The sequence below is a fragment of the Streptomyces sp. CC208A genome (assembly GCF_030010625.1).
Classification (GTDB): domain Bacteria; phylum Actinomycetota; class Actinomycetes; order Streptomycetales; family Streptomycetaceae; genus Streptomyces.
This window is the reverse complement of record NZ_JASCXN010000087.1, coordinates 1-2028: the sequence shown is the minus strand read 5'-3', so window position 1 is coordinate 2028 and position 2028 is coordinate 1. Positions and strand designations below refer to the sequence as shown.

1 protein-coding gene is annotated in these 2028 nt (G+C 68.0%); it reads left to right on the top strand.

All coding sequences use genetic code 11. The features are described from left to right. The first annotated feature begins 118 nt into the window (after nt 1-118). Complete coding sequence (locus QK442_RS36050) at nt 119-1906, top strand: IS481 family transposase (RefSeq protein ID WP_236244214.1); 1788 nt, start codon at nt 119-121, stop codon at nt 1904-1906. Nucleotides 1907-2028: the final 122 nt, after the last annotated feature.

Here is a 2028-nt window from a genome sequence, read left to right as displayed (position 1 = left end):
GTGACGTGTGCAGTCCCAGCTCATCCTTGACGCGGTTGTTGCTGGACTTGCTTGACGGTCGCGGGAGATTCTTGATGGTCCGAGCACATCCCTGACGGACGGCGCTCGTTGTACGGGCATGGGTGAGATAGCTGATGCTGCCGAGACAGGTGCCGAGGACTGGACGGTCGAACATCGTTTCCGGGCCGTGGTGGAGGTGCTGGACGGCTCGCCGGTGGCCGAGGTCGCCCGCCGGTACGGCACCTCACGGCAGTCCCTGCACACCTGGCTGCGGCGCTTCCGCGAGGGTGGACGAGCCGGGCTGAGGGACCGGTCTCGTCGGCCGCACAGCTCACCGTCCCGGGTGCCGACCGAGGTCGAGCTAGCCATCTGCCAACTGCGGCAGACCTATCCGAAGTGGGGCGCCCGCCGGATCGCCCATGAACTCGCCGTCCGCGGCGTCGCGGACGCGCCGGGCCGCTCGACGGTGCACCGCGTCCTGGTCCGCAACGGCCTGGTCAACCACCAGGTCCAGGTCCACCGCCGCGTCTACAAACGGTGGCAGCGCGACGCACCGATGCAGCTATGGCAGATGGACCTGATGAGCGGGGTGTTCCTCGCTGACGGGCGAGAGTGCAAACTCCTCACCGGGATCGACGACTGCTCTCGGTTCATCGTGATCGCCACGGTGCTGGTGCAGCCGACCGGGCGGGCCGTGTGTCAGGCGTTCATCGAGGCGATGCGCCGCTACGGGGTCCCCTCGGAGATGCTGACGGACAACGGCAAGCAGTTCACCGGCCGCTACTCCAAGCCTCTTCCCACCGAGGTCATGTTCGAGCGCGTATGCCGCGAGAACGGCATCAACCAGCGGCTGACCAAGCCCAGGTCACCGACCACGACGGGGAAAATCGAACGGTTCCACAAAACCCTGCGCCGCGAGATGCTCGACCACTCCGGGCCCTTCGCCGACCCGGTCGCGGCCCAGACCGCGATCGACGCCTGGGTCCACGGCTACAACCACACCCGCCCCCACCAGTCCCTGGAGATGGCCACTCCGGCCCAGATCTTCCGCCCGCACACCCTCCCCGCCGACACACAAGAGACCAAGCAAGCCGCAGCAGCCGCGCCGGGGCCGTCCGAGCCGATGCGACTGCCTGTGCTCCCGCCGCCGAGGTCGTCCGAGGACAACCTCCCGCTCCAGGCCGTGGAGTTCGAGGCCGTGATCAGCCCCGGCCGGCGCGTGATGCTGCCGCAGGCGCAGAGCCTGAAGTTCAGCCCGACCCTGGTCGGCCGGACCGTCACCGTCTGGCTCAGCCACCGCACCGTCCACGTCGTCCTCGACGGGCAACTGATCAGGACTCGCTCGATGACCTTCACCGACGCCGACCTGCAAGGTCTGGTCATGCGGGGCGGACGGTTCGGCGGACCCGAACCTCAGGGCGGCGTCAGCTCGGACAAGCCCCTGCCACCCGCGGCCGTTGTCGAGGTCGATCGCAAGGCCACCAAGGACGGCGTGGTCTCGCTCGGGCAAACGCCCGTCGCCCTCGGCACCGAGCTGATCGGCAAGCACGTCACCCTACGTTTCGACGGCAGCCTGATGTATGTGATCCATGCCGGAGTGCTGGTCAAGACCCTCACCGCCCCGATTCCGCACCAGCGCCGCGCGAAGCTGACCGGTGCCCGGGTCGCCACCACACCGCTGCCACCGCCACCGTCACAACCGCGGCGAGCCGTCCGGCGCGTCGGAGCCGACGGCACCTTCGTCGTCGCCCGACACAAGCTCCGCCCCGGCATCGCGCACACCGGCAAGACCGTCACTGTGGTCATCGAGGAGACCTGCTTCCGCGTCCTCGACGGCGAGGTCGAGATCTCCACACACCCGATCAAGGGCGGCCCCATCACCCGCTACCTCGCCGACCTCCGCTGACCGTCAACCATCAGCTGGGACCGTCAATGATCAGGCGAGACGCCGTCAAGTAAGTCCCGGGACCAAACTGTCAAGCATCTCCCCGGACCTCACATCCGGGGAGAACTGAGTGGCCGTTGACA

Bases quoted from the DNA above. Each gene is read 5' to 3' on its own strand.
- QK442_RS36050 (WP_236244214.1), top strand. From the start codon at position 119: ATGGGTGAGATAGCTGATGCTGCCGAGACAGGTGCCGAGGACTGGACG.